The 21,904-nt window shown below is 69.9% G+C and carries 23 protein-coding genes; 20 read left to right on the forward strand and 3 right to left on the reverse strand.

Features of this window, described 5'->3' with window-relative positions:
* The first annotated feature begins 97 nt into the window (after window positions 1-97).
* The 20 genes from rho (at window position 98) to BXA11_RS13705 (ending at window position 19,551) form a co-directional block, all read left to right on the forward strand.
* The gene (rho, locus tag BXA11_RS13615) at window positions 98-2,092 is read left to right on the forward strand and encodes a transcription termination factor Rho (RefSeq protein WP_076434828.1); all 1,995 of its coding nucleotides are present in this window, start codon (window positions 98-100) and stop codon (window positions 2,090-2,092) included.
* A gap of 255 nt (window positions 2,093-2,347) precedes the next feature.
* Window positions 2,348-2,566: a 50S ribosomal protein L31 gene (gene rpmE, locus BXA11_RS13620; RefSeq protein WP_030510499.1), complete on the forward strand. Its 219-nt coding sequence runs from the start codon at window positions 2,348-2,350 to the stop codon at window positions 2,564-2,566.
* 107 nt (window positions 2,567-2,673) lie between these two features.
* Window positions 2,674-3,720, forward strand: coding sequence for a peptide chain release factor 1 (gene prfA, locus BXA11_RS13625; RefSeq protein ID WP_239105004.1), 1,047 nt, complete (start codon window positions 2,674-2,676; stop codon window positions 3,718-3,720).
* Between the two features lie 144 nt (window positions 3,721-3,864).
* Window positions 3,865-4,719, forward strand: coding sequence for a peptide chain release factor N(5)-glutamine methyltransferase (prmC, locus tag BXA11_RS13630; RefSeq protein WP_030510497.1), 855 nt, complete (start codon window positions 3,865-3,867; stop codon window positions 4,717-4,719).
* 68 nt (window positions 4,720-4,787) lie between these two features.
* Entirely contained in the window at window positions 4,788-5,435 is a 648-nt protein-coding gene (locus BXA11_RS13635) for an L-threonylcarbamoyladenylate synthase (protein WP_076434829.1), read from the forward strand.
* A 144-nt stretch (window positions 5,436-5,579) separates the two neighbouring features.
* Entirely contained in the window at window positions 5,580-8,717 is a 3,138-nt protein-coding gene (locus tag BXA11_RS45335) for a hypothetical protein (protein WP_076434830.1), read from the forward strand.
* An 81-nt stretch (window positions 8,718-8,798) separates the two neighbouring features.
* Entirely contained in the window at window positions 8,799-8,972 is a 174-nt protein-coding gene (locus BXA11_RS43110) for a hypothetical protein (RefSeq protein ID WP_159454774.1), read from the forward strand.
* Complete coding sequence (locus tag BXA11_RS13645) at window positions 8,969-9,358, forward strand: hypothetical protein (RefSeq protein WP_030510494.1); 390 nt, start codon at window positions 8,969-8,971, stop codon at window positions 9,356-9,358. Before BXA11_RS43110 ends, BXA11_RS13645 begins: the two co-directional genes overlap by 4 nt.
* A gap of 421 nt (window positions 9,359-9,779) precedes the next feature.
* Window positions 9,780-11,198: an MraY family glycosyltransferase gene (locus BXA11_RS13650; RefSeq protein ID WP_076434831.1), complete on the forward strand. Its 1,419-nt coding sequence runs from the start codon at window positions 9,780-9,782 to the stop codon at window positions 11,196-11,198.
* Window positions 11,199-11,344: 146 nt separating this feature from the next.
* Window positions 11,345-11,767 (forward strand): Cg1360 family ATP-synthase-associated protein, encoded by a 423-nt coding sequence (locus BXA11_RS13655; protein ID WP_076434832.1) that lies wholly within the window; start codon window positions 11,345-11,347, stop codon window positions 11,765-11,767.
* A gap of 62 nt (window positions 11,768-11,829) precedes the next feature.
* Complete coding sequence (locus tag BXA11_RS13660; RefSeq protein WP_076434833.1) at window positions 11,830-12,045, forward strand: hypothetical protein; 216 nt, start codon at window positions 11,830-11,832, stop codon at window positions 12,043-12,045.
* A gap of 131 nt (window positions 12,046-12,176) precedes the next feature.
* Entirely contained in the window at window positions 12,177-12,965 is a 789-nt protein-coding gene (gene atpB, locus BXA11_RS13665) for a F0F1 ATP synthase subunit A (protein WP_083744213.1), read from the forward strand.
* 83 nt (window positions 12,966-13,048) lie between these two features.
* On the forward strand, window positions 13,049-13,270 hold the full coding sequence (gene atpE, locus BXA11_RS13670; protein ID WP_030510489.1) for an ATP synthase F0 subunit C: 222 nt from the start codon (window positions 13,049-13,051) through the stop codon (window positions 13,268-13,270).
* 29 nt (window positions 13,271-13,299) lie between these two features.
* On the forward strand, window positions 13,300-13,845 hold the full coding sequence (locus BXA11_RS13675; protein WP_076434835.1) for a F0F1 ATP synthase subunit B: 546 nt from the start codon (window positions 13,300-13,302) through the stop codon (window positions 13,843-13,845).
* Window positions 13,845-14,654 carry a F0F1 ATP synthase subunit delta gene (locus BXA11_RS13680; RefSeq protein ID WP_076434836.1) on the forward strand — a complete coding sequence of 270 codons (810 nt, stop codon included), beginning with the start codon at window positions 13,845-13,847 and terminating at the stop codon, window positions 14,652-14,654. The genes BXA11_RS13675 and BXA11_RS13680 overlap by 1 nt, the downstream gene beginning before the upstream one ends.
* 24 nt (window positions 14,655-14,678) lie before the next feature.
* The gene (atpA, locus tag BXA11_RS13685; RefSeq protein WP_076434837.1) at window positions 14,679-16,328 is read left to right on the forward strand and encodes a F0F1 ATP synthase subunit alpha; all 1,650 of its coding nucleotides are present in this window, start codon (window positions 14,679-14,681) and stop codon (window positions 16,326-16,328) included.
* Between the two features lie 3 nt (window positions 16,329-16,331).
* A complete protein-coding gene (locus BXA11_RS13690; RefSeq protein WP_030510485.1) occupies window positions 16,332-17,231 on the forward strand; it encodes a F0F1 ATP synthase subunit gamma in 900 nt (299 codons plus the stop codon).
* 1 nt (window position 17,232) lies between these two features.
* The gene (gene atpD / locus BXA11_RS13695; RefSeq protein ID WP_030510484.1) at window positions 17,233-18,660 is read left to right on the forward strand and encodes a F0F1 ATP synthase subunit beta; all 1,428 of its coding nucleotides are present in this window, start codon (window positions 17,233-17,235) and stop codon (window positions 18,658-18,660) included.
* 71 nt (window positions 18,661-18,731) lie between these two features.
* Complete coding sequence (locus tag BXA11_RS13700) at window positions 18,732-19,133, forward strand: F0F1 ATP synthase subunit epsilon (RefSeq protein ID WP_030510483.1); 402 nt, start codon at window positions 18,732-18,734, stop codon at window positions 19,131-19,133.
* Between the two features lie 19 nt (window positions 19,134-19,152).
* Window positions 19,153-19,551, forward strand: coding sequence for a DUF2550 domain-containing protein (locus BXA11_RS13705; RefSeq protein WP_030510482.1), 399 nt, complete (start codon window positions 19,153-19,155; stop codon window positions 19,549-19,551).
* Between the two features lie 270 nt (window positions 19,552-19,821).
* Here BXA11_RS13705 and BXA11_RS13710 read toward each other — a convergent pair whose 3' ends face one another.
* From BXA11_RS13710 to BXA11_RS13720, 3 genes are all read right to left on the reverse strand, one after another.
* On the reverse strand, window positions 19,822-20,412 hold the full coding sequence (locus BXA11_RS13710; RefSeq protein ID WP_030510481.1) for a cob(I)yrinic acid a,c-diamide adenosyltransferase: 591 nt from the start codon (window positions 20,410-20,412) through the stop codon (window positions 19,822-19,824).
* A gap of 51 nt (window positions 20,413-20,463) precedes the next feature.
* Entirely contained in the window at window positions 20,464-21,072 is a 609-nt protein-coding gene (locus BXA11_RS13715) for a TetR/AcrR family transcriptional regulator (RefSeq protein ID WP_076434838.1), read from the reverse strand.
* Between the two features lie 213 nt (window positions 21,073-21,285).
* Window positions 21,286-21,903, reverse strand: a complete 618-nt coding sequence (locus tag BXA11_RS13720) for a response regulator (RefSeq protein WP_030510479.1) — start codon at window positions 21,901-21,903, stop codon at window positions 21,286-21,288.
* Window position 21,904 lies beyond the last annotated feature (1 nt).

Consider the following 21,904-nt stretch of genomic DNA (forward strand, 5'->3'; position numbering starts at 1 on the left):
GATTCGCGAAGCCCGACCCGGTCTGTCCCGCCGGGTCGCATCACCGGGACGCCTGGACGCATGATTCCGGCGCCCGACCCCTGGGAAGGACCCTTAGTTGAGCGACACCACCGAACTCCTCTCCGACGGCCAGGCCGCCGGCGACACCCCCACTTCCGCCCCGGCCCGTCCGCGACGTCGCTCCGGCACCGGCCTGGCTGGCATGGTGCTCCCCGAGCTTCAGGCCCTGGCGACCAGCCTCGGCATCACGGGGACCGGACGGATGCGCAAGAGCCAGCTCATCGCGGCCATCCAGGAGAAGCAGGGCGGATCGGGAGAGACCGCGGCCGAGCCGAAGGCCGCCGCAGAAGCGCCCGCAGTCGCCGAGCGCCCCGCCCGTGGCCGCCGGGAACGTTCCCGCGCCGCCGCGGCGCCCGCACCCGAGGCAGCGCCCGCTGCCGAGCCCGCCGTCGCGGCTCGTGAGGAGCGTCCCGTGGTCGAGGCCGCGCCGGTCGTGACCGCCGAGGCCGCGCAGAACGGCGTCGCCGCCGTCGCCGAGCAGCAGGCCGAGGCCGCCCAGCCGGAGACCCGCGCCGAGCGGCCCGAGCGCGGCGACCGCCGCGAGCGCCGTTCGCGCGGTGAACGAGGTGAGCGTGGCGAGCGGGGCCGCGAGCGCGACGGCCGCGGTGACCAGCGTGGTGACCAGCGCGCCGCCGACGCGGGAGACGGCGGCCAGGGCCGTCGTGACCAGCAGGGCCGTGGAGACAACCGTGGCGACAACCGCGGTGACAACCGGGCCGACGGCCGTGACAGCCGTGACGGACGTGACGGGCGCGGCGACAGCCGTACGGACGGCCGCGCCGACGGCAAGGGCGACCAGGGCGATGACACCCGCGGGCGCCGCGGCCGCTTCCGCGAGCGTGGCCGCCGCGGGCGCGACCGTTTCGAGGGCAACGAGCCGGTCATCGGCGAGGACGACGTCCTGATCCCGATCGCCGGCATCCTCGACATCCTCGACAACTACGCCTTCGTGCGCACCAGCGGCTACCTTCCGGGCGCGAACGACGTCTACGTCTCGCTCGCCCAGATCCGCCGCAACGGCCTGCGCAAGGGCGACGTCATCACCGGCGCCGTCCGGCAGCCGAGGGACGGCGAGCGGCGCGAGAAGTTCAACGCGCTCGTCCGCCTCGACACCGTCAACGGCATGGACCCGGAGCAGGCCCGTCAGCGGCCCGACTTCAACAAGCTCACGCCGCTCTACCCGCAGGAGCGCCTGCGCCTGGAGACCGAGCCGAACGTCCTGACCACGCGGATCATCGACCTCGTCTCGCCGATCGGCAAGGGCCAGCGCGGCCTGATCGTGTCGCCGCCCAAGGCCGGCAAGACCATGGTGCTCCAGGCGATCGCCAACGCGATCACGCGCAACAACCCCGAGTGCCACCTGATGGTCGTCCTCGTGGACGAGCGTCCGGAAGAGGTCACCGACATGCAGCGGTCGGTCAAGGGCGAGGTCATCCACTCGACCTTCGACCGCCCGGCCGAGGACCACACCACCGTCGCCGAGCTCGCCATCGAGCGGGCCAAGCGCCTGGTGGAGCTGGGCCACGACGTCGTCGTCCTGCTCGACTCGATCACCCGTCTCGGGCGCGCGTACAACCTCGCGGCGCCCGCGAGCGGCCGCATCCTGTCCGGTGGTGTCGACTCGACCGCGCTCTACCCGCCGAAGCGGTTCTTCGGCGCCGCCCGCAACATCGAGAACGGCGGCTCGCTGACGATCCTCGCCACGGCGCTCGTCGAGACCGGCTCCAAGATGGACGAGGTCATCTTCGAGGAGTTCAAGGGCACCGGCAACATGGAGCTCAAGCTCAACCGGTCGCTCGCGGACAAGCGCATCTTCCCGGCGGTGGACGTGGACGCGTCCGGCACCCGCAAGGAAGAGATCCTCATGGCCAAGGACGAGCTCTCCATCGTCTGGAAGCTCCGCCGCGTCCTCCACGCCCTCGACATGCAGCAGGCGCTGGAGCTCCTTCTCGAGAAGATGAAGGAGACCAAGTCCAACGCCGAGTTCCTGCTCCAGGTGCAGAAGACCACGGTCAGCAACGACCGCGACTGACGCCCTTCCGACCGACGCCCCGGACGGCCGCGCCGACCGGGGCGTCGGCGCGATCCGCCGATCCGCCGCCCCGGTCACCACGGTTGCCTGCCCAGGAATAGCCCATGGCCTGGGATGGTTGCAGGATCTGGCACACTGGTAAACCGAACCGCAGCGGTACCGGTTCCCGCAGCCGCGCATCACAGGTGTGCCGATGCGCGCAGGCCGTGACAGGCGAAGCGACCCGGCGACCGCGCCTAGCGTTAGGACTATGACATGAAGCCCGACATCCACCCGGACTACGTGGTCACTGAGGTGACCTGCACCTGCGGGAACACCTTCACCACGCGTAGCACCGCCAAGAACGGCGTGATCCACGCCGACGTCTGCTCCGCCTGCCACCCCTTCTACACGGGCAAGCAGAAGATCCTCGACACCGGTGGCCGGGTGGCGCGCTTCGAGGCGCGCTTCGGCAAGAAGGCCCAGAGCAAGTAGCTCCTCCAGGACGCCGGCTCGGGAGCGCCCCTCTCTTGGGGCGTCTCCGGGTCGGCGTTCTTGGTGATTACGGCCTTTACCGAGGAGCTTGAGCAAAGGAGCGTGCGGTGAACCTCGACGAGATCATGAGTGAGTACGCGGATCTGGAACTGCGGCTCGCCGACCCCGCCGTGCACGCCGACCAGGGCAAGGCGCGGACGTACGGCAAGCGTTACGCGGAGCTCACGCCGATCGTCGCGACATACCGGGAGCTCGAAGGCGTACGGCAGGACCTCGCGGCCGCGCGCGAGCTGGCGGCGGAGGACCCGGCGTTCGCGGAGGAGGCGGCCGAGCTCGAGGGCCGCATCCCGGTGCTGGAGGAGAAGCTCACCCGTCTCCTGGTCCCGCGCGACCCCAACGACGACAAGGACGTCATCATGGAGATCAAGGCGGGCGAGGGCGGCCAGGAGTCGGCCCTGTTCGCCGGAGACCTCCTGCGCATGTACCTCAGGTACGCCGAGCGGATCGGCTACAAGACCGAGATCATCGACGCGCAGCACTCCGACCTCGGCGGCTACAAGGACGTCACCGTCGCCATCAAGGGCAGAGAGGGCGTCTGGTCGCGGCTCAAGTTCGAGGGCGGCGTGCACCGCGTTCAGCGGGTGCCGGTGACCGAGTCGCAGGGCCGCATCCACACCTCGGCCGCCGGTGTGCTCGTCTACCCCGAGGCCGAGGAGGTCGACGTCCAGATCGACCCGAACGACCTGCGCATCGACGTGTTCCGCTCCAGCGGTCCCGGCGGCCAGAGTGTCAACACGACCGACTCGGCCGTACGGATCACCCACCTGCCGACCGGCGTCGTCGTCTCCTGCCAGAACGAGAAGAGCCAGCTCCAGAACAAGGAGTCGGCGCTGCGCATCCTGCGCGCCCGGCTGCTCGTGATGGCGCAGGAGGAGGCCGATGCGGCGGCGATGGCCGAGCGCAAGTCGCAGGTGCGCACCGTCGACCGCTCCGAGCGCATCCGCACCTACAACTTCCCGGAGAACCGCATCTCGGATCACCGTGTGGGCTTCAAGGCCTACAACCTGGACCAAGTCCTGGACGGGGATCTCGACGCGGTGATACAGGCTTTGCTCGACGCCGAACTCGCGGAGAAGCTTGCCGCTCATTCGTGAGCCCGCGACGAGCCTGATGAGGTGACGATGGGAGAAGCGGTGATGGACGTGGGTCGTCGAATGACGGTGGGCCGTCCCGGCGGCTCGTCTGCCCAAAACCGACGGCTCCCGGGCCACCCCGCGAGGACCGTGCTGTAAGAGACCATGACCTTCCTGCTCGACGAAATCGCCCTCGCCACCGCCCGGCTCGCCGAGGCGGGAGTGCCGTCACCGCGGACGGACGCCGAGGAGATCGCGGCATTCGTACACGGCGTCCCGCGCGGCATGCTGCACACGATCAAGGACGCCGACTTCGACGCACGGTTCTGGGAGGGCGTCGCGCGGCGCGAGGCGCGCGAGCCGCTGCAGCACATCACCGGCCGGGCGTACTTCCGCTACCTCTCCCTGGAGGTGGGCCCGGGCGTGTTCGTGCCCAGGCCGGAGACCGAGGTCGTGGCCGGCTGGGCGATCGACCGGCTCCGCGAGATGGACGTCGCCTCTCCCGTCGTGGTCGACCTCGGCACCGGTTCCGCGGCCATCGCGCTGTCGATCGCGCAGGAGGTCGCGCTGGCGCAGGTGCACGCCGTCGAGATCGACCCCGTGGCGTACGGCTGGGCCAAGCGCAACATCCTCGAACACGGCCAGGGCCGCACCACCCTGCATCCCGAGGATCTGGCCGACTGCCTGCCGGAACTGAACGGCCAGGTGGACCTGGTCATCTCCAATCCGCCGTACATCCCGCCCGGAGCGATCCCGCGCGATCCCGAGGTGCGCGACTACGATCCCTCGCGGGCCCTCTACGGGTCGGGGGAGGACGGACTGGACGAGGTGAGAGCCGTCGAGCGCACGGCGCGGCGGCTGCTGCGGCCGGGCGGGCTCGCCGTGGTCGAGCACGCCGACCAGCAGGGCAACGCCGTCTATTGGCTGTTCGCCGAGGAGAACGGCTGGCGCGACGTGCGGTTGCGCCAGGACCTGACCGGCCGGGACAGGTTCGTCACGGCCCGGCTGACCCAGGACTGACGCGAACGGCCCCGGGGCGGCCGCCACGCGGCGGCCGGCTCGGGCGGGACACGTGGAAGGATGGCTTCGTGAGCCGACGGTTTGACTGTGCCGACCAGACGGAGCGGATGACCGGATTGGCCGAGGCGATCTCGGCGATTCGGCGGGGTGAGCTCGTGGTGCTTCCCACCGACACCGTCTACGGGATCGGCGCCGACGCCTTCACCCCTTCCGCCGTCAACGCCCTGCTGGAGGCGAAGGGCCGGGGCAGGGATATCCCCGTGCCCGTCCTCGTGGGCACCGTACGGGCCGCCAACGCCCTCGTGGAGAGCCTCGGGACGTACGGGCAGGACCTGGTGGACGCCTTCTGGCCCGGGCCGCTCACGCTCATCCTCAGGGCCAACCGGTCGCTGTCGTGGGACCTCGGCGACACCAAGGGGACGGTCGCCGTCCGCATGCCGCTGCACCCGGTCGCGCTTGACCTCCTCAAGGAGACCGGCCCGATGGCGGTCTCCAGCGCCAACCGGTCCGGCAACCCGCCGCCCACCACGGTGGACGAGGCCGAGGAGCAGCTCGGCGAGGCGGTGGACGTCTACCTCGACGGCGGCCCCTGCGACGACACCGTGCCGTCCACGATCGTCGACCTGACCACCGCCGTGCCCCGGGTGCTGCGCAAGGGCGCGATCCCCGTGGACAAGATCCGCGGCCTCGTGGGATACCTCGCGACCGAGGAGTGACCGCGATCCGGGCGTACGTCTCACATCGCGAGACGGCGTCACGGCTCTGATCAGGGCGATCGATGCCGTCTGGCTATCGGGCTTCTTTACCGATGTCACCCCGGCTACCGTGAAGTGCGCCGATATCTCTGTGGAGGCGCGCCCATGGCCAAGCTCGACGGGATGGATCCGAAGCTCGTCCGTGAGTTGCTGTCGGAGGTTCAGCACGCTGCGAAGCAGATGGACGGCATCGAGGCCCGGGTCACCCAGTTGACGCGTACGGCCGGCGTCTCCGTGCATGTGACCCACCGGCCGTCGCAGGTGGCGGACGCGTGCTCGACGATGGTCAAGGACGTCACCAAGCGCGTGACCCTGCTGGAGAAGAAGGAGAAACAGCAGAGCACGGGCAAGGTCCCCACGACCCACGGGGCCTCCTTCACGGAGGAGAGGGACACCACCGCGCCGGCGGACGATCCGGCCCCGTCCCCCGCGCAGGGCGACAAGGGCGACGCCAAACCCGACCACAAGACGGACGCCAAGACCGATCACAAGGCGGACGCCAAGTCCGACGCGAAGACGGACGAGCACAAGGAAAACGGCAAGTCCGATCACAAGGCCGACGCGGAGCCGGACGCCAAGGGCGACGGCAAGGCGGTCCGCGACACGCAGGACGCCTCCCGGACGTCGTCGCATGGTTCGGGCGATTCCGGCGCGGCGGCGAAGGGCGAGGCATCCCACCGGGCACACAGCGCGGCCGACGGCGCCACCCGCGCGAACGGCGACGGCGGAGGCCGCGGCGCAGCCGAAGAGAGGCTCGCGGACAAGCCCTCTCACGGCACCGTCGAGGGTTCCCTCGCGCAGATGCCCTCCTCGACGCACGGTCCGGCCCACCCCGCCGACGCCACCGGCACGGCCACAGACGCCGGTACGGGCACAGGCTCCGGTGTGAGCACGGGGGCAGGTGCGAGCACCGGCGCAGGTTCGGGCGCAGGTTCGGGCGCAGGGACACCTCCCGCCGCCGGCGCGAGTGGCGACACCGGCGCAGCGACCGGCTCTGGCACGCCGACCGGCTCCGGCGCGGGACAGGCGGGCGTGCCCGGCACCGGCGACGCGGGCGCGACCGTTGGCGACTCCGGCCAGGTCCACCAGCCCACCGGCCCGGGGCAGCCGACCGGCGACGGCCAGGGGGCGGGCCAGAGCGCGGGGCAGACGCAGCCGACCGGCGACGGTCAGAGCGTGGGTCAGGGCGTGGGCCAGGACCGGCCTGCCGGCCCGGGTCAGCCCGTCGGCGGCGATCAGATCGTCGGCCAGGATCAGGGCACGGGCCACATCCAGACCGTCGGCGACCAAACCGTAGGCGACAGTCAGGGCGCCGCTCAGGGCCAGTCCGACGGTGGCCGGCAGCAGCCCGTCGCCCAGGGGCAGGGCCAGAACCCGGGGCAGGGGACGCCGGTAGACTCGAAAGCGGCGGGGGAGCAGCTCTCCACGGGCGGAAGCGACTCCGCAATCTACGACACCCCCGGCAAGGACCACCCCGACGACATCGACCCCGCCGGCCGGCAGGTGACCGTCGTCGACGGTGTCAAGGTCGTCAGCACTCCGTTGAACCAGTCCGGCGCCGAGCAATCGCAGGGCGTCCAGCCGATCGGCCTGCCCGGCGCGGACGCGCAGACGGCGAGCGCCACCGGTGCACACCCCGACGGGCCGCCCGGGTTGGTGCCACCCGCCGAGCCGACCAACCCGGCGGCGAACCGGCCTCCGCAACCCGGCCTCGCGCCCGGCGATCCCATGGGCGCATACGTCGGCACGCCCGCCGACAATCTCTCCGGTGATCCGCTCGCGGCCAGTGCGTCTGACGCCGTTCAGGGGACTTCCACCGGCCACGCTGCGGTGGCGGCGAGCGCAGGCGGTCATGCGTACACGGGCGACTCGGCCGCAGGCGGCACGGCGGCCGGGACCTCTCAGCCGGTGGACGCCGCCGGCGCGGGCGGCACCATTGGCACGGCGCAGGCGGCAGACACAGCCGGTCCGTCACAGCCGGCCGGAACGGCCGGCACCGCACAACCAGCGGCTACGGCCGGTGCGGCGGGTGCGGCACAACCAGCGGGTACGGCCGGCACGGTGCCCGGACCCTCGCATGCGGCGACCGCGGCGGGTGCCACGGGTACGGCCAACGCGACCCCTGCGCCTGTGCCGACCGTGACCGCTCACCCGGCCGATGCGACCCCTGCGCCGCCTGTGCCGAACGCGCCCGCTCACCCGGCCGATGCGACCCCTGCGCCGACCGGAACGCCCGCACCCACTCATCCGGCCGGCACAACGGCCGACGGGGCACCTACGGGGACGAACGCAGCGGCTGCGGGGACGAACGGGACGCACGCGGCGCCGGTGGGGACGAACGCGGCGAACGGCGCGGCTCACGCGGCCGGAACAGCAGGTGCCGCGGGTACGGCCGACGCGGCGCCCCCACCCTCGTCTGCGGCATCCGGCGCGACGGGTACGGTGACCGGCAGTCTGCAGGCGGTGACCACTCCCGGCGCCGAGCACGCGGCGGGCACGACCGGCACGGCGACCGGCGGCCTGCCCGCCGTGGGGGCGGCGGCCGGAGACGGCCACGCTGCCGGGACGGCGGCGGCCGCGGGCGCGGCGAGTGCCGGTGGCGACGGCGCGACGGGCCACACCGGGACGACCGGTGTGAGCGACAGGACCGACGGCGCGCCCGGTTCGAGCGGGCGAGCGTGCGACAACGATGCCGCCGCGGGCGCGACCGGGGCGGCCGGGGGCGGTGCGGCGACGCATGACCCGGGCACCTATGGCGCTACCACGCACAGCCCGGGCGTACACGGCGCGGCCTCGCACGGCGCTGCCCCGTCTGGCGAGGCCTCACAGGGCGCTGCCATCCAGGGTGCGGCACCGCATCACCATGGCATGCACGGCGCGGGAACGCATGGTCATGGCCCGCACGACGCGGCGACGCACAACACGGGAGCGAACAGCGCGGAGACCGACGCCACGACGGGGACTCCGGGCGCCGGCCGGGCCCCGGCTCCCGACGCCCGATCGCTTGCCGCCGCCCAGCCCGGGGATGTGCTCGGCTATCCCGCTCGCCACTCGGACGATGAGGCCGTGCCGCGTATGCCGGTGGACCACCATCGGGACATCGAGCCCGTGGACATGCCGGACGTCGGCGTCCCGGAAGGGGAGTGGGGCAAGGGCGACTGGGTGGCCAGGAAGGTCCAGCCCGACGGGCCCGCCGGCCATGTCGAAGCCGTCGAGGTCGTCATCCAGAAGCCGGAGAAGTGAGGCGTGCGAGCGACGTTCCCGCTTTGGCGTGATCGGTCCCGTACCGGGACCCCGCGAAGCCCGGAGGCAGCCGGACCGGCCGTGATCGGGCAGGTGAGGCATGCCGGCAGCGCCGTGCGGCAGCCGGACGGCGGTGTGAGGCGGGGCGACCGGACGGGCGGAGCCGGGCGGCGGCCCGCCGGGGTGTCCGGGGCAGGGCAGGCGATGACCAACGCCGGCATGCTGGCCGGCTTCGCACAGGAGGCGCGATCGTGAGTTATGTCGACCCGCCGGCGCCGACTCCGCTGCAGCCGGGGGAGACCCCGCCGGCGCCGTCGAGCACCGACCTGCTGTCGCCAGGCGGGCAGCCGACGGGTTGGGTGTTCAACCCGGAGTACCAGAAGCTCGTCGACCTGTGGCTGCAGGTGGTCCCGCTGATGGACCAGCTCACCAAGTCCCTGGACAAGCCGTACGAGAGGGCGCGGAGCAGGGACGTGTGGGACGCTCCGGTCGCCGAGCGGTACGTCCAGGACCTGACGGAATGGCGCAACCGGCTCGGGATGTATCGCCAGGCGGTGCTGACGGCGATCAGTGACCAGGCGGCGGACACGCCACGCTGGATTCCGGCCAAGACCGGCGCGCCGCATGCCTTCACCTCCTGACACCCCCCGACCGTCTTCCTGCGCACCCTCCGGCAACTCCTGATCACCCGCACGGGCCAAGCGATCGTCCGGGACTGGGGGCCCGTGTCAACGCGCGGCCCCGCAGTGGCACCAGGGCCGTCCTGGCGGCGTACGCGGCCCTTCTGCGGCCCGCGGGGGAGGGGCGCGGTCCTGGCGCCCGCCCCCTCCGCGATCAGGGCCGGGACGGTCCGCACGACCACCCGGAGCACGGAGCGCGGCGGAAATGAGGGAGATCGCGTCTCTCATCGTCCGGGCCATCCGGCGGCCGGGTGCGATAACGTCGGTCCTCGAACGGGTAAAGGGGCTGACCGCGACGCATCCGGCATATCCCCGTTAGGGATAGGGCGATCTATGTCTTTTGCCCGTCACAACTGATCCGCCTATCCAGGAAACTAGGTCCGTGCGCGAATATCTCCTCTTGGCGCTCGTGGCGGCTGCGGTGACCTACCTGCTGGTGCCGCCGGTCAGGGTGTTCGCGCTGCGCATCGGCGCGGCCCCCGAGGTGCGAGAGCGGGACGTGCACACGGTGCCCACCCCGCGCCTGGGCGGGCTCGCGATGTTCGGCGGGATGGCGGCGGCCCTGCTGGTGGCGAGCAATCTGCCGTACGTGGGCGGCGCGTTCGACAGCGGCCAGACGGGACAGACGGTGACCGCCCTCCTCGCGGCCGGCAGTCTGATCGTCATCACCGGGTTCCTGGACGACTGGCTCGGCATGGACGCGCTCGTCAAGCTGGGCGGTCAGATCGCCGCGGGCGGGCTGCTCGTCAATTTCGGCGTGTACCTGCAGTTCCTTCCGCTGCCGCAGTCGATGGGCGGCTCGCAGGCCCTCGACGACACCCTGCACACGATCCTCACCATCATGATCGTCGTCGTCGTGATCAACGCGGTGAACTTCGTCGACGGGCTGGACGGCCTTGCCGCGGGCATCGTCGCCATCGCTGCGATGGCGACCTTCGCCTACTCGATCGTGCTGCAGCAGACCGCGAGCGGTTCGCGGATCAACGGGACGGCCGCCATCGCGGCGATCCTCATCGGGATGTGCGTGGGCTTCCTGCCGCACAACTTCAACCCCGCCAAGATCTTCATGGGCGACACCGGCGCCATGCTGCTCGGCCTGCTGCTCGCCACCTCGCTGATCACGAGCCTGTCGTCGGTCGAGCCGGACGCGGTGGTCGGCAAGCTCAACCGGTTCCCGGTGATCCTGCCCCTGGTGCTGCCGATCGCGGTCGTGGTGCTGCCACTGGCCGACCTGATCATGGCGGTCGTCCGGCGTACGTCGGCGGGGATGTCCCCGTTCGCCCCCGACCGTGGCCACCTGCACCACCGGATGCTCGACATCGGCCACTCCCACCGGCGCAGCGTCCTGATCATGTACGCGTGGACGTTCCTGTTCGCCTTCGCGATCGTGGGCCTGTCGATCGGCCGCGTGCCGCTCATCGTGTTCCCCCTGACGATCGTGCTCGCGGTGGCGGTGCTGGTGATCATGGGCTTGCCGCGGTGGCGATCGCGCCGCACCGCGACGCAGGACGACAAGGGCGACCAGAGGACCGGAGCGCATCCGGCCGGGAGCCGCTCGTCCGGCCCCGGCTCCGCCAGGCGCGGGATCTCCGAACACGACACGCTCGTCTACCCCGTCGTCCCCCCGCCCGCCCCTCCCGTCACTCCCGGTCACGCCGCCCCCGGTCAGGCGGTTCCCGGGCAGGCCGTTCCCGGCAGGCTCCCGGCGCAGGGCCGCAACCCCTACCCGGGACAGAGCGCCCCCGGTTCCCCGGGCGTCCCTCCCACCACGTCCCGGGCCGACACCGGGACCTTCCGCTGAGCCGTCCCCGCAGGTCGACGACGACCCGAAACGCCAGGTAAAGGTGGCACTCCGGGGCTTGTGATAGCTTTCACTAGCAAGGGGCGAGACCAACGACGCCCCAGCAGGTAGCAATCGCTCGTTTGACAACCGATTCTGGAGTCCCATTGCAGGCCAACGACGTGCGCGTTCTCAAGGGCGCCGCCGTGCCGACCTTGGTCGTCGGTCTCCTCGCCGCGCTCATCGCGGTGTTCACGACCGGGGCCAAGGGTGCGTTGGGCGCCGGCATCGGTCTCGTCCTTGTCGCGGCCTTCTTCACCATCGGTCTGATCGTCGTCTCCTGGGCGGGCCGGGTCTCGCCCATGGCGATGATGGCGGCCGCCGTGCTGGGCTATGTGGTCAAGGTCCTGGCGATCATGGCGATGCTCAAAGCCTTCGAAGGCACCACCGCGTTCGACTCCCGCGTGTTCGCGCTGAGCGTCATCGGTTGCACGCTCGCCTGGACCGTCGGTGAGATGCGCGGATTCATGAAGCTGAAGATGCTCTACGTGGAGCCTGAGGCGAAGGCTCCCGGGCAGGGGCACGGATGACCATGCGTACGGGGCAGCCCGATATGACTAGTCCGCATGGCTCCTGCTATCGTCGTGCCGCGATGAGCGAACAGGAGCGCAGGCCCGAGACCGACGGCCGCGACTTCGCCGACGCCGCCTGGTCGGTCCCGAGCTATCTGCTGTCCGGGATCCTGATATGGGGCGGCCTCGGCTGGTTGCTGAGCTGGTGGACCGGCGTGCATGCGTTCATCCCCATAGGCGTCATTCTCGGGGTCGGGCTGGCTGCCTACCTCGTCTATCTGAAGTACGGCCGCTGACAGCCGGCCCGCTTCCACGCTCTTCTGTTGATCCAATCGTTGAAGGGAACGCCCGTGCGCGAGCGTAGCGAACGGACGAACAAGCACATGCTTCGGGCATTCGGCCCCGAGCAGGTAGGCGAGGTGGCCAGGTGACCCCCCTCATGCTCGTCGCCGACGACTTCAAGGCGCCGGGACCGTCGATCTTCGACTTTCCTCCGCTCTTCGACGGCGCGCCGTACTGGCTGACCAAGCCGGTGCTGATGGCGCTCTTCGGCGCCGTCGTGGTGTGCGCCGTCGCATGGAGTGCTTTCGCCAACCCCAAGCTGGTTCCGCGGGGAATGCAGAACCTCGGCGAGATGGGTTACCAGTTCGTCCGCGACCAGGTCGCCCGGCCTTTCCTGGGCAAGGACGCCGAGCGGTGGATGCCGCTGCTCCTCAGCTTGTTCTTCCTGATCCTGCTGTGGAACTTCTTCGGCGTCATCCCACTGATCCAGATTCCGGTCGCGTCGCACATCGCGTTCCCCATCGTCTTCGCGATCACCATCTACGTGATCAAGATCTATCTGGGCATCAAGCACCAGGGCCTCGGCGGCTACTTCAAGAACATGATGTTCCCGCCCGGGCTGCCCAAGCCGATCTACGTGCTGCTCGCGCCGATCGAGTTCCTGTCGAACCTGATCATCGCTCCGTTCACGCACGCAGTCCGACTCTTCGCGAACATGTTCGCCGGCCACCTCATCCTGGCCTTCTTCAGCATGGTCGGCTTCTGGTTCCTCTTCGAGAAGCCGACTCCCCTCGGCGCGGGCCTCGGCGTCGTCGGTGTGATCATGACGATCGCGATGACCGGCTTCGAGATGTTCATCGAGTTCCTGCAGGCGTTCCTGTTCACGATGCTGGCCGCCATGTACATCGGCAACTCGCTGCACGCCGAACACTGACGGATCCTCCAGACCCGACCTTTCGACGTAGACCAGACCGGTGAGACCACACTCACCGGCCGACCAGTAAAGGAAGAACAGCAATGAGCGTTCTCGCTGAAGTCGCCGGCAACCTTGGCGCTGTCGGTTACGGCCTCGCCGCCATCGGCCCCGGCATCGGCGTGGGCATCATCTTCGGTCAGGGCGTGCAGGCCATCGCCCGTCAGCCCGAGGCGTATGGCCTCATCCGCCAGAACATGCTGCTCGGCTTCGTTCTCACCGAGGCGCTGGCCCTGATCGGCCTCGTCGCGCCCTTCATCTACTGACGTACCCACTCTGAAGGAAGGCTGCACCTATGACACTGGCAGCTACGTTCCTCGCGGCGGAGGGCGAGAGCCCCCTCCTTCCGCACGCTTACGAGCTGGTCGTCGGCAGCTTCGCCTTCCTCGTCGTCTTCCTCGTCGTCGGAAAGATCCTCACCCCGCGCATCCAGAAGACGCTGGCCGAGCGGACCGAGGCTATCGAGGGCGGCATCAAGAAGGCCGAGGACGCCCAGGCCGAAGCCCAGCGCACTCTGGAGCAGTATCGGGCGCAGCTCGCGGAGGCCCGCCAGGAGGCGGCCCGTCTCCGCGAGGAGGCCCGGGAGCAGGGTGCCGCGATCAAGGCCGAGCTCCGTGAGGAGGCCCAGGCCGAGGCGCGGCGCATCATCGAGGCGGCCCACGCCCAGATCGAGGCCGACCGTCAGCAGGCGTTCACGCAGCTGCGCGGTGAGATCGGGCGCCTGTCCACCGAGCTGGCGAGCCGCATCGTCGGCGAGTCGCTCGAGGACGAGGCCCGCCAGCGCCGCATCGTGGACCGGTTCCTCGAAGAGCTCGAGGGCCGTCCGGAGGCGGTCCGCTGATGCGCGGCCTCAGCAGGACCGCCCTGACGGAGGTCGAGGAGCGGTTCAACACCGCCGCCGCGACCGCCGACCTCGGTGCCCTCGCCGAGGAGCTGTACGCCGTCGCCGACCTCTTCGACCGCGAGCACGGGCTGCGGCGGGGTCTTTCCGACCCCTCGCGCCCGGCCGAGCAGAAGGAGAGCGTCCTGCGCTCCCTGCTGCAGGGCAAGGTCGGCGACGCCACGCTGGAGATCGCGGTCGCCGCGGTCAGGGCGAAGTGGTCCAAGGCCGCCGACCTGCCGGACGCCCTGGAGCGCGTCGGCGTGATGTCCGCGGCCGCCGAGGCCGAGTCGGAGCGTCGCCTCGACGACGTCGAGGACGAGCTGTTCCGCTTCGGCCGCATCCTCGCCGCCAACCCGGAGCTGCGCCGCGCGCTCAGCGACCCGGCCGTCCCGGCCGAGCGCAAGCGCGACCTGCTCGCCACGCTGCTCGGCGGGAAGGCCGCCCCCTCCACCGTTCGGCTCGTCACGCAGGCTGTTGTGCACCCGCGGGGACGTAGCCTGGAGACGGCGCTGGAGGAGTTCGGCTGGATCGTCGCGCGGGCGCGCGAGCGCCTGGTGGGTGTGGTCCGCAGCGCGGTGCCGCTCTCACAGCAGCAGAAGCAGCGGCTCGCGGCCTGGCTGCGAACCACCTACGGGCGAGACGTCCACCTGAACGTCGAGGTGGACCCGGAGGTGCTCGGTGGGTTCTCCGTCAGAGTCGGAGACGACTACATCGACACCACGATCGCCGGACGTATCGAAGAAGTCCGCCGCCGGTTGGCCGGCTGAGGCGAATAGGGAGACAAGAAAGAGATGGCGGAGCTTACGATCCGGCCGGACGAGATCCGGGACGCCCTTGAGCGCTTCGTCCAGGCGTACGAGCCGGAAGGTGCCGCGCGCGAGGAGATCGGGACCGTCGTCGACGCCGGGGACGGCATCGCCCATGTCTCCGGCCTTCCCTCGGCGATGGCGAACGAGCTGCTCGAGTTCGAGAACGGCACCCGCGGTCTGGCGCTGAACCTCGACGTCCGCGAAATCGGCACGGTCGTCCTGGGCGACTTCAGCGGCATCGAGGAGGGCCAGCAGGTCCGCCGCACCGGCGAGGTCCTGTCGGTGCCGGTCGGCGACGACTTCCTCGGCCGCGTGGTCGACCCCCTGGGCAACCCGCTCGACGGCAAGGGCCCGATCGCCGCCGAGGGCCGCCGCGCCCTCGAGCTGCAGGCCCCCTCGGTGGTCCAGCGCCAGCCGGTGAAGGAGCCGCTGCAGACCGGCCTCAAGGCGATCGACGCCATGACGCCGATCGGCCGCGGCCAGCGTCAGCTGATCATCGGCGACCGCGGCACCGGCAAGACCGCGATCGCGGTCGACACCATCCTCAACCAGAAGGAGAACTGGCTCTCCGGCGACCCGAGCCGCCAGGTTCGGTGCATCTACGTCGCCGTCGGCCAGAAGGGCTCGACGATCGCCCAGGTCCGTGGCCGCCTCGAGGAGGCGGGCGCGCTGGAGTACACCACCATCGTCGCCGCTCCGGCCTCCGACCCCGCGGGTTACAAGTACATCGCCCCGTACACCGGTTCTGCCATCGGCCAGCACTGGATGTACCAGGGCAAGCACGTGCTGATCGTCTTCGACGACCTGACCAAGCAGGCCGACGCCTACCGCGCCGTGTCGCTGCTGCTGCGTCGTCCGCCGGGCCGTGAGGCGTTCCCCGGCGACGTCTTCTACCTCCACTCGCGTCTGCTGGAGCGCTGCGCCAAGCTCTCGGCCGACATGGGCGGCGGTTCGATGACCGGCCTGCCGATCATCGAGACCAAGGGCAACGACGTGTCGGCGTTCATTCCGACCAACGTCATCTCCATCACCGACGGCCAGTGCTTCCTGGAGACCGACCTGTTCAACGCCGGTGTCCGCCCGGCGATCAACGTCGGTGTCTCGGTCTCCCGAGTCGGCGGTTCCGCCCAGGTCAAGGCCATGCGCAAGGTGGCCGGCACGCTCCGTCTGTCGCTGTCCCAGTACCGCGACCTGGAGGCCTTCGCGGCCTTCGCCTCCGACCTGGACGCGGCCTCCCGCGCCCAGCTGGAGCGCGGCGCCCGCCTGGTCGAGCTGCTGAAGCAGCCGCAGTACAGCCCGTTCCCGGTCGAGAAGCAGGTCGTCTCGGTGTGGGCCGGCACCACCGGCGAGCTGGACGACGTGCCGGTCGAGGACATCCGCCGCTTCGAGGCGGAGTTCCTCGACTACCTCGGCACCGCCCAGAAGGGTGTCTTCGACAGCATCCGCGAGACCAAGGAGCTGACGGACGACACGGTGACCGCCCTCAAGGACGCCATCACGGAGTTCAAGAAGGGCTTCACCACCTCCAGCGGTGAGCTGCTCGTCAACGACGAGCCGGTGGAGGCGCTGGACGCCAGCGAGGTCGGCCAGGAGAAGGTCGTCAAGCACGTTCGCAAGGTTGAGGCGAAGTAACCCATGGGTGCCCAGCTTCGACAGCTGCGGCGGCGGATCAAGTCGGTCAAGTCCACCGCGAAGATCACCCGCGCGCAGGAGCTGATCGCCTCGTCGCGGATCGTCAAGGCGCAGCAGCGGATGCAGGCGGCCGTGCCGTACGAGCGGGAGATCACCCATGCGGTGTCGGCGGTCCTGTCGAACACGACGAACGTCGACCACCCGCTCACGGTGGCCAAGGAGCAGCCGGCCACGGCCGGCGTCCTGATCGTCACCAGCGACCGCGGCTTCGCCGGCGGCTACAACGCCAACATCCTCCGTGAGGCCGAGGCGTTGAAGGGCCACCTGACCGGACGCGGCCTGGCCGTGAGGCCGTACGTCGTGGGCCGCAAGGGCCTCACCTGGCACCGCTTCCGCAGCCGGGAGATGTTCGGCGAGTGGGACGGCTTCTCCGACAACCCGTCGTACGCCAACGCCAAGGAGATCGCCGACGCGCTCATCACGGCGTTCAAGGCGGAGGACGGGATCGACGAGATCCACGTCGTCTACACCGGGTTCGTCTCGATGCTGACGCAGAACGTGATCGTCAAGCGGATCCTGCCGCTCGAGGTAGAGGAGGCGGAGACGCCCCCGGAGGGCATCCCGCCCTACTACGAGTTCGAGCCGACGGCGGGTGACGTGCTCGACTCGCTGCTGCCGCGCTACATCGAGTCGCGCATCTACAACGCGCTGCTCCAGTCGGCCGCCTCCGAGCACGCCGCCCGGCGCCGCGCGATGAAGTCGGCCACCGACAACGCCAACGAGCTCATCCGCGTGTTCACCCAGCAGATGAACCAGGCGCGTCAGGCCGAGATCACCCAGGAAATCAGCGAGATCGTCGGTGGCGCGAACGCGCTGGCTGACGCCGCAGCGGGGAAAGAGTGAAATGACCGCACAGACTGTTGAGACCACCGTGGGCCGTGTCGCCCGCGTCACCGGTCCGGTCGTCGACGTGGAGTTCCCCGTCGAGGCCATGCCGGACATCTACAACGCGCTCACCGTCGACGTCGCGCTCGGCGGCGAGACCAAGACCCTGACCCTTGAGGTCGCCCAGCACCTCGGCGACAACATCGTCCGGGCCATCTCCATGCAGCCGACCGACGGCCTCGTGCGCGGCGCCGCCGTCTCCGACACCGGTGCGGCGATCTCGGTGCCCGTCGGCGACTCCGTCAAGGGCCACGTGTGGAACGCCCTCGGCGAGCCGCTCGACGCCGACAAGGCCTCCATCCAGGTCAACGAGCGCTGGCCGATCCACCGTCCGGCCCCGGCCTTCGACCAGCTCGAGGCCCGTACGGAGATGCTGCCCACCGGCATCAAGGTCATCGACCTGCTCACGCCGTACGTGAAGGGCGGCAAGATCGGTCTGTTCGGCGGCGCGGGCGTCGGCAAGACCGTTCTGATCCAGGAGATGATCCGCCGCGTCGCGCTGAAGTTCTCGGGCACCTCGGTGTTCGCGGGCGTCGGCGAGCGCACCCGTGAGGGCAACGACCTGTGGCTGGAGATGGAGGAGGCGGACGTCCTCAAGGACACCGCGCTCGTCTTCGGCCAGATGGACGAGCCCCCGGGCACCCGTCTGCGGGTGGCGCTGTCCGCTCTGACCATGGCGGAGTACTTCCGCGACGTGCAGAAGCAGGACGTGCTGCTGTTCATCGACAACATCTTCCGCTTCACCCAGGCGGGTTCGGAGGTGTCCACGCTGCTCGGCCGTATGCCGTCCGCCGTGGGTTACCAGCCGACCCTCGCCGACGAGATGGGCGTGCTCCAGGAGCGCATCACCTCCACCCGCGGTCACTCGATCACCTCCATGCAGGCGATCTACGTGCCCGCGGACGACATCACCGACCCGGCGCCGCACAACGCGTTCGCGCACCTCGACGCGCAGACCGTTCTGTCCCGGCCGATCTCGGAGAAGGGCATCTACCCCGCGGTGGACCCGCTCGACTCCTCCTCGCGGATCCTCGACCCGCAGATCATCGGTGAGGAGCACTACGCGGTCGCCCAGGAGACCAAGCGAATCCTGCAGAAGTACAAGGAACTGCAGGACATCATCGCCATCCTGGGCATCGACGAGCTCTCCGAAGAGGACAAGGTCACCGTTCAGCGGGCGCGCCGCATCGAGCGGTTCCTGTCCCACCCGATGTACGCCGCCGAGGCGTTCACCGGCCAGCCGGGTGAGTTCGTGCCGCTGGACGAGACCATCGCGTCGTTCAAGGGCCTGTGCGCCGGCGAGTACGACCACCTGCCCGAGCAGGCCTTCTTCATGGTCGGTGGCATCGAGCAGGCCATCGCCAAGGCGAAGGAACTCGAGCGCTAGGACGCCTTCGACGCCTGTACGGCACGGCCGCGGCCGCGCCGTACAGGCGTCCGTCGAAAGGGAGCTGAGAAGTGGCAAAGCTTCGCGTGGGCGTCGTGTCGCCGGAACGTGAGATCTGGACGGGCGAGGCCGACATGGTCATTGCCAAGACCGTGGACGGCGAGATCGGTATTATGCCGAACCACGCTCCCGTTCTCGGTGTCCTCGTCGAGGGCGGAGTGCTGCGCGTCAAGCGCGGTAACGAAGGCGACCTCGTGGCCGCGGTGCACGGCGGATTCATTTCCGTCGCCGACAACGACGTGTCGATCCTGGCGGAGGCGGCCGAGCTCGGCTCCGAGGTCGACGTCGCGCGGGCCAAGGACGCGCTGCAGCGTGCTCAGGCCTCGATCGAGGCCGACCAGGAGGACGCGGACGCACGACTGCAGGCCAAGCGTGCGGCAGCCCGGTTGCGGGCGGCCGGCGAAGAGGTCTGACAAGAAGAGGAGGGCGGCATTGGCGGCGCTTGAGATACTCGCGGGCGTCTTCGCCGTGGCCGCGCTCCTCGTCCTACGGGGGTTCGCCTTGGCCCGGGCCCGGGGCACGATCGTCTGCCGGCTGCGGGACGGCCAGGGGGGCTGGAAGAGCGGGGTCGCCCGCTACGTAGGGGGAGAGCTCCACTGGATCCCGTTCCTGGGATTCGGCCTGAGGCCGCGCCACGCTATCGCGAGGCGCGGCCTCACCGTTTCCAGCCGGAGGATGCTCGACACGGGTGAGGGGCCCGCCGGCTACTGGACCGTCGTCTGCTCCGCCGAGCGAGGCCCGCTGTCCCTCGCGATGAGCGAGGACGCCCTCACCGGCTTCCTCGCCTGGCTCGAATCCGCCCCGCCCAGCGCCCACCTCGACGCCGCCTAACCCCCTCCCTCAGGCCGTGATCTTGTAGGTTGTCGCAGGCGTGCCCTCTGAACTGGCGTGATTCGCTCCGTGATCGTGCACGAGGACGTACAGAAGGCAGTCCGACCTGCACTTATGCGCATCGTGATGATGCAATTGCAAGATCACGAAGTGCTTCGATGCAGGTTGCCGGCCTAGTGGCGACTTTTCTGCTTGATCACGAACGGTCCCCCCGCAGGTCACGCGGAGTCGCTGCGACAAACTACAAGATCACGCCCGTGGGGCGGGGGGTTAGCGGGTGGCGCCGGGCTTCCAGAGGATCTCGTCGCCCGCGGAGGCCACGCGGCAGAGGATGAACATCAGGTCGGACAGGCGGTTCAGGTACTTGGCCGTCAGCGGGTTCACGTCGTCGTGCGCCTCCAGCGCCGCCCAGGCGGACCGCTCGGCCCGCCGTACGACCGTGCGGGCGACGTGGAGGAAGGCCGTGGCGGGTGCGCCCCCGGGCAGGATGAAGCTGCGCAACGGCTTCAGCTCCGCGTTGAACCGGTCACACTGCTCCTCCAGCCAGGCGACGTACGGCTCCTCGACCCGCAGCGGCGGAAATTCCAACTTTTCGACGACCGGGGTGCACAGGTCGGCGCCGACGTCGAACAACTCGTTCTGCACCCGGCTCAGGACGGCCGTGACGTCCTCGGACAGGCCGCCCGTGGCGAGCGCGACGCCGATGGCGGCGTTGGCCTCCTCCACGTCCGCGTAGGCGGCCAGGCGGGGATCGGTCTTGCGGGTGCGGCTCATGTCGCCCAGTGCGGTCGTGCCGTCGTCGCCCGTCTTCGTGTAGATCTTGGACAGGACGACCGGCGTGTCGTTGTCGGCTCGCGTCATGCGGCTCAGCGTAGTCGCCGCGCTCCGCTTCACCGGGCGGAGCCCGCCAGGTCACTGGGCGGAGGCCGCCAGGGGACCGCCGGAGGAGAAGGTGCGGCGGAAGATGTACACGGCGGTCTCGATCAGCTGCTCCGTGGGCGGGGACGGTTCTGTCATCACCCACTCGATGAGTAACTCGGTGATCGCGCCGATGAGGCCGAGCGCCAGCAGGTGAAGGTCGAGGGGAGGCGTGCGGGCCGCGCCCCGCGCCGAGGACTCGATGACCTTGGTGAACGACGCCACCGCCTGCTGACGGGCGCCGCTGAGCACGTTGCCAGCGCGCCGGACCTCCAGGTGCATGAGACGGGCGCGTCGCACGTCCTTGGTGACGAAGCGGATGTATTCGGCGATGCCGGCGACGATTCGGTCGTCGAGAGTGGGCGGGGCCATGTCGATGGCCTCGCTGACCGACCTCAGCGTCTCCTCGATGCATCGCTCGTAAACCGCGCGCATCAGATCCTCACGGCTGGAGAAGCATTCGTAGAAGGCGCGATTGGAGATGCGCGCGGTCGCGCACAGCCTCTCGATGGTGGTGGCGTGGAAGCCGGGTTGGGCGAACAGGGTGTATGCGGCCGATATGAGCCTTTCCCTCCTGTCTGCAAGCCTTTCGGCAGCCGACATCCCCCGATAGTCCCGTCCCGCCACTTTTCACCTCACCCTGTCATGGTCCCCCCAGAAGTCCCCATTATGAACGCAAGATCCTTTTTGTGGAAGTGCTGAGAAATAAGCACTTTGGGGCTATGCCAAAGACGCTCATTAGCTTGACATGGCCGTCAAGGGGTCAGCACGCTTACCAATTGGGATACATCGACCGCGCTGCAATTGCATCGGCAATTACAGCAGCCCGCGCGCCAGGGCGGTCGTCACCGCGGCGGTGCGGTCGGAGACGCCGAGTTTCGTGAAGACCCGCAGCAGATGCGTCTTCACCGTGGTCTCACTGATGAACAGCGCCTTGCCGATCTCGGCGTTGGTCAGCCCCCGCGCGACCAGGGCCAGCACCTCCGTTTCGCGCCGGGACAGCGTCTCGGTCACCGGCGCCCGCATACGGGTCACCAGCCGGGTCGCCACGGACGGCGACAGCACCGTCTCGCCCCGCGTCGCCGAGACGATCGCGGCCAGCAGATCCGCCCGGGAGGTGTCTTTCAGCAGGTAGCCGGCGGCCCCGGCCTCAACCGCGCGCACGATGTCCTGGTCGGCCTCGTAGGTGGTCAGCACGATCACCCGGCTCTCCGGCCGGTCCGCCAGGATGCGGGTGGTCGCGCTCACCCCGTCGCCGCCCGGCATCCGCAGGTCCATCAGGATCACGTCGGGTGTGAGCTCCCGGGCCCGGGCCACCGCCTCGTCTCCCGAGGCCGCCTCGCCCACCACGGTGACCCCGGGGTCGGACTCCAGCATGCCGCGCAGTCCTTCGCGCACAACGGGGTGGTCATCGACGATCATCAGGCGCAGCATC

The sequence above is a fragment of the Microbispora rosea genome (genome assembly GCF_900156315.1).
Classification (GTDB): Bacteria; Actinomycetota; Actinomycetes; order Streptosporangiales; family Streptosporangiaceae; genus Microbispora; species Microbispora rosea.